Below are 5,823 nucleotides of genomic sequence, written 5' to 3' on the forward strand. Positions count from 1 at the left end.
GCGGTCCTGGAGGCCCGGTCCGGGAACACCGGCTGAGCGGCAGGGGCGTCCGGAGGCCTCAGGCCTCAGGCCTCAGGCCTCCGGTCGGCAGGTCACTCGGCGTCGTCCGTCACTTCGTCGCCCGTCACGCGTAGTCCCTCACGCGTCCTCGAACCCGCCGCGCTCCTCGACGACCAGCTCCGCGAAGGACCCGTACCTCTCACCCAGGCCCGGGTACCAGCTCGCCCAGATGTACGCGGCCCACTCGCCGTCCTCCGACACGTCCCCCGGGTCCAGCAGCCAGTACTGCGCGTCACCGTCCTCCGAGATCAGCAGCGCGCGGTCCATCATCGCGGTCTGGTCCTCGAAGCCCTCCTCGCCGTCCATCCGGAGCATCTCCCACAGGTCGGACTCGCCGCGGAACCAGTCGACGGCCTCGGCCGACCGCATCTCCCACATGAACGGACTGAGATTCAGCCGGCCGTCCGACGTGGCCAGGAACGCGCGATAGCTCGGCGGGAGCCGGGTACCGAGCCGTTCTTCCAGGGCCGCTATCCGCCCGTCGTCGGCGCCCCCGTGGAGCAGCCGGCCGACGGCTCGCCGCTGGGCGGCGACGTCCTCCGGCTCCTCGTCGCCCGGCACGTGCAGGAAGTCGGCGCTGTGCTCGGCGAGGTAGCCCCGCCACTGCTCGACGGTACGCAGTGCCGCCGCCGGGCCGGTCGCGGGCTCCGGCACGGGCACCGGCACCGGCTCTTGCTCCGGGGCGGTTGATGTCGCTGTGCCCCGGTAAGCCGTCGGACCCTCGTTCTCCCGCTGGCAATAGCCGAAGAACCCGCGCGGTTCGGGGGCGGACGCGAAGAATCGCACCTGGGAGAGCTGGACATGGCGGGCCCCCGCGTTGCGAGTGATCTCAAGACGGTAGTGATGACAGGCCGTGGCCGGGCCGGCGGACAGGGTGAAGCCACGCGGCTGGTGGCGTTCGCGGAAGCGCTCCCCGGCGCGGGAGTCGAGCGTGACCCAGTGCTCGCCGTCGTGCGAACCCCGGAGGGTCCAGTCCGTGGGGTCCCGGTCGTCGCAGTCGTTCGCCGAGGCCAGTACGTAGTGGAGGACGGCGACCGGCCGGCTCAGGGAGAACTCCAGCCAGGCGGTGTGCCCGTCGCCCAGCCACTTGTGCCAGGTGGGGTCGAGGAGGTTCCGGGCGATCTCGCCGGCCTCCGTGAACTCGTCACTCACCCGGACCCCGGTCACCAGCCCGGTGACCTCCTCCCGTGGGTCGGGCCCGCCGTTCCGCAGCGCCAACGAGCCCGAATCGCCGGCCCGGTCGTGCCACGTCACCCGCTCGACGGGCGCGCCCCCGTCCTCGATCAGCAGCCGCAGCTCGCCGGAGGGGTGCCAGTCGCCGTCGCCCCGCCTCTCCTCCGTCCGGAACCGGTGCGGGGCCGTGCCCGCATAGATGTCGGCGTACGTGCCCTCCGGGAGCGCCGCGCGCTCCTCCAGCACCCCCCGGTACTCCGTGAGCGAGCCGTCGGCGGCACGGTGGTGTCCGTAGAACTCCGTCCTCGCCGGCGGGAAGGCGACCGCCGCCTCCGCGCCGTCCTCGCCGCGCCAGGAGAGCTGTTCCGGAAGCGGGCGCTCGGCCCGGCCGAGGTGGACGGTCAGCCGTGGAGCGGGCCGCCAGCCGGCGGACGTATGGGCGCGCCGCTCGGTACGGAAGGTGAACACCGGCTCCGGGGCGGCCACTTCCCCCTCCGTGCGGTCCGCGCCGCTGGTGGCGCGGTCCGCGCCGCCGGTAGTACGGGACGCGTCGTCGGTCGTACGGGACGGGGCCAGGGCGATCCGGTACAGCCGGAGGCCGTCCTTCGCCCCGGCGGGGTGGCGCAGGCGCAGCGTGTTCGTGTGCGGCACCAAAAGGGCGGCGGGCACCGTGAACACCGTCTCCCCGGGCACGACATCGCCCGATGCGGCGGAATCGGCCACGACCGCACGGCCGTTGACCGTGACCTCGATCGGGGCGTCGTCCGGGGACTTGCCGATCGGGGGGACCGGTGCGGTGACCGTGAGGGTCAGTTCCCCGGGCGCCCCGTCCTCGCCCGGCGGGAGGATGTCGGCCGGCACGAAGTCGAACGTCACGCTGCCGCCTGCGTCGATCGCGAGATGGTCCGGCGCGGGACGGCAGTTCTCCAACCGGGCCGCGCGGGGCCCCCGTCGGGGCGGATCGGTGGTGAAGTCCGCGAAGGTCGCTCGCACGCTGTGCTCCCGGTATGACGGTCGCAACGACCGCCGACGTATCGAAGTAGGTTGGAGGGCGGCGGAGTTGAGCCGCCGACCCGGCCTCGCCGATGCTAGACAGTGCCACTGACAACGGGGTGCGCGGCGCGGCGGAGGCCCGTCGCGCCGAAGACGTCCCCCCGACGGCGAGATTTCCGCCTCACGTGGTGCCCCTGTACCCCTGGCGTAACACCGGGTGCGTAGCATCGAACTGATGACCGTGGGGCGGGAGTTGTCTGTGGAACGCACGGTGCGGAAGGCGCAGCCGGCCGGCCGGGCCCCGGACGTCTGCCCGCACGGGGCCGAGGACACGGCCGCCCCGCTCGTGACCACTGCTCCGTGTGCCGGTCCGAACGCGGGGAGTCGTCCGTGCCGGGCCCGGGAACCGGACTCCGGTGCTGCGCGTCCCGCGGAGGACGGCATTCCCGGAGGAGGAGAGACGTGTTAGCAGCGGACGGCACCTCATGAACCTGGGCGAAGACCGCGAGGAGGACCGCGAGGCGGAGGCTCCTTTCGCCACGGTCGACAAACTGCTCGCCGCGTCCGTCGCCCGGCGTTTCTATCTGGAGCACCAGTCGAAGGTCAGCATCGCGAAGGAATTCAGGATCAGCCGGTTCAAAGTGGCGCGTCTCCTCGACGCCGCCGTGGCCCACGACATCGTCAGGATCGACATCACCGTCCCCGCCGAGATCGACGCGCCGCTCTCGCACGCCCTGGCCGAACGCTTCGGCCTCCGCCAGGCCGTCGTGGTCGACCTGACCCGGAGCGAGGGCGACGCGGTGGCCCCGGGGGACACGCGCCGCGCCGGCCGCTGGCTGGGGACGGCGGCGGCCCGGTTGGTCTCGGAGATCAGCGAGGAGAGCGATGTCCTCGGGCTGGACGCGAGCCGCGCGGTCGAGGCGCTGAGCGAGGCGGTCGCGCGGCTGCGTTCCCGCGAGGTCGTCCAGTTGACCGGGGTGCACGGGCCGGACCTGGCGCACGACACGGCGATCGACGCGGTCCACCGTACCGCCGCGGCCGGCCGGGGCAGGGCCTTTCCGCTCCACGCCCCGTTCGTCCTGCCCAACGCGCCGACGGCCGCCCTCCTCAGGAGCCAGCCGGACACGGCCGAGACCCTCGGCCGGTTCGGCCGGGTCACCAAGGCCGTGGTCGGCATCGGCGCGTGGGAGGCCGGCCTCTCGGCGGTGTACGACGCCCTGACGGAGCGGGAGCGCGACACGTACCGCGCACTCGGGGCGTGCGCCGAGGTGGCCGGCCACCTCTTCGACCGGGACGGCCGGGCGCTTCCCGGCGGTCCGGACGCCCGCACGATCGCCCTGAGCGCCGGCCAACTCCGGGGAATTCCCGAGCTGATCGGTGTCTCGGGCGGTGTGCGGAGGGCCCGGGCCATTCGCGCGGTCCTGAAGTCCGGGCTCCTCACCCGCGTGGTCACGGACGCGACCACGGCGCGGCGCCTCCTGTGGTACGACGGCGCGGACGGCGTGGTGCGGACGCCGGACGGCGCGGGACGTACGCCGGAGGGCGTGGCGCGTACGCCGGAGGACGCGGCACGTACGCCGGACGGCTCGGCGCGGGCACCGTACGACACGTCACCGACGCCGGACGACACGGCGCGGACGAAGGCCGCCCGCGTGGTGGAGAAGGCCACGTGAGATCGCCGTACCGGACAACCGGGTTCTCGCGTACGGCCGTTCGCGAGCCGCCCCTCGGGGGGACCCGCCGCGCGGGCCTCCGCCTTCGCCCCTCCCGCCGTACGACGGCCGCCGCCCCCGTCGTGTGCACGACCCGCCACCGAACCAACGAGTAAGGACAGCGATGCCCCAGAGCGACGGCCCGGACGACGGGCTTCCTCCCGTTCCCCCCGTTCCCGCCGAGATCCGCGAGGCCGGCCCTCGGTCACGGGGGACGGACGCGTGAGCCGTTGGTCATCCGCCATCCACCGCAGGCGCGGCAGATCCGCCCCGGAGCGTGCCCCCCGGGATCCGGCCGCGGCCCCGGGCGGCGCCGGGCGCCAGGGCGCCGTCGGCGCCCCGCCCGTCGAGGACATCGACGGCCTCCTGCTGGTGCGTTCCGTCGAGGACGACTCGTTCCCGCTCACCACGCTGGCCGAAGTCGCCCACGCCGTGGGCGTGGACGCGGACATCGTCACCGTGATGGTCGGCTCGGCCGCCGGGGGTGGCCCGGCGGACGACGACCTCTGGGCCCGGCTGGGCGCCCTCCTCGACTCCCTGCGCTCGACGGGCGTCGGCCGGGTGCGGCTCGTCATGTCCGGTGCCGGTGACGACCGGCCGGGCCGGCCCTGTGTGGCCCGGAGGATCGCGGACGCCTGGGAGTTGGAGGTGCTGGCCCCCGACGGGGCCGTCCTGATCACCCCGGGCGGCGGGCTCTTCGTCCCCGGCGATGCCCGGCCGGGCGGACGTGGCTGGTGGCGCTTCGCGCCCGGCGAGGCGCCCAGGAAGCTGGGACCGCGCGCCCCGGCCCCCGCCTGGCAGGAGGCGCTGGGCCGGGTGCCCGCGCGTACGACCGGCGGCTGTGTGGTGGAGCAGATACCGGCGGGCGTGGTGATGCGCCCGGCGGGCGCCCCCACGCCCGACCTCGACGACCTGTGCTTCGCGGTGCCCGCCGACCACGAGCGCCCCACCGTCGTGGTGGGCGCTCCCCGGGCGGAGGACGTGGCGGCCGACGAAGTGGCCGCCGTGCTCGCGGCGTTGCCGGTGGGACAGCGGTCCCGTGTACGCCTCGCGCCGGGCGGCCGGCGCGATCTGCTGCGGCTCGGCCACGCGGTCGCCGGTCTGCTGGGCGGCGAGGTGGAAGTCCTCACCGGTCTGCCGCTGCTCGCCGACCACGCGCCGCCGGGGACGGCTCCCCGGCCGACCCTGGTGGGCGCGGACGGCGCGCCGAGCTGGCAGCCGTTCGTGTCCTCCGTGATGTGTGGGCCCGCCGACGCGGAGGGCAGGACCCCCGCCCCGCGCCCGCTGGGCAGCTATCCGCCCGCCTGGATCCCGCGCGGCACCCACCCGGGAACCGTCCTGCTGACGGACCGCTGGCAGGCCACGGTGACCCGGGCCGGGCTGGCCCTGTGGGAACGGGACGGCCCCCGGCCGCCGTTGGCGGCGCTGGCGGTGGACCCGGACCGGTGCGCCGTCGAACTGGGCGCGCCGGGAAGGCCGTTGGACAACTCCGTCCTGCCCGCGCTCTCCCGGCTGTTGGCGGGCCTGGGGTCCGACGTCCGCGCGAGGACGACGCTGCTGGTGCGCGGGAAGCTGATGAGCGGGGAGGGCGAACTGCGCCGCCTGGCCGCGGAACACGGCGTACCGGGCATCCGATACGTCACCGCCGGTCCGCCCCGGGTCCCGGGCCCGGCCCGCCGTCCCGCGCCCGCGCCACTCGCACCTCCTGTACGGGTCTCCTCCTCGTCCGGACCGACGGGACAGGTAGTCGGCACCGGGAGCGGCCCGTCCGGACAACCTGCCGGACCGGCGGTCCGGGGCACGGCTGAGGGGGCGGCGGGCGCGGTGGCAGGCGGAGCACCCGGCGGAACGCTCGCGGGCGGCCCGGCGCGGGGCGCCGGAGGCA

General features: G+C 75.1%; 2 protein-coding genes and 1 pseudogene. 2 read left to right on the plus strand and 1 reads right to left on the minus strand.

Annotated elements, in window-relative coordinates; all coding sequences use genetic code 11:
* Positions 1-138: 138 nt before the first annotated feature.
* Entirely contained in the window at positions 139-2,226 is a 2,088-nt protein-coding gene (locus GT042_RS36530; protein WP_161312959.1) for an SMI1/KNR4 family protein, read from the minus strand.
* A gap of 485 nt (positions 2,227-2,711) precedes the next feature.
* On the opposite strand from GT042_RS36530, the gene GT042_RS36535 reads away from it, so the two are divergent.
* Together GT042_RS36535 and GT042_RS36540 are read left to right on the plus strand one after the other, a co-directional pair.
* Entirely contained in the window at positions 2,712-3,899 is a 1,188-nt protein-coding gene (locus GT042_RS36535) for a sugar-binding domain-containing protein (RefSeq protein WP_161312960.1), read from the plus strand.
* A gap of 261 nt (positions 3,900-4,160) precedes the next feature.
* A pseudogene (locus tag GT042_RS36540) lies at positions 4,161-5,823 on the plus strand (hypothetical protein); the annotation flags it as partial.

The organism is Streptomyces sp. SID3212 (genome assembly GCF_009865405.1).
Classification (GTDB): Bacteria; Actinomycetota; Actinomycetes; order Streptomycetales; family Streptomycetaceae; genus Streptomyces.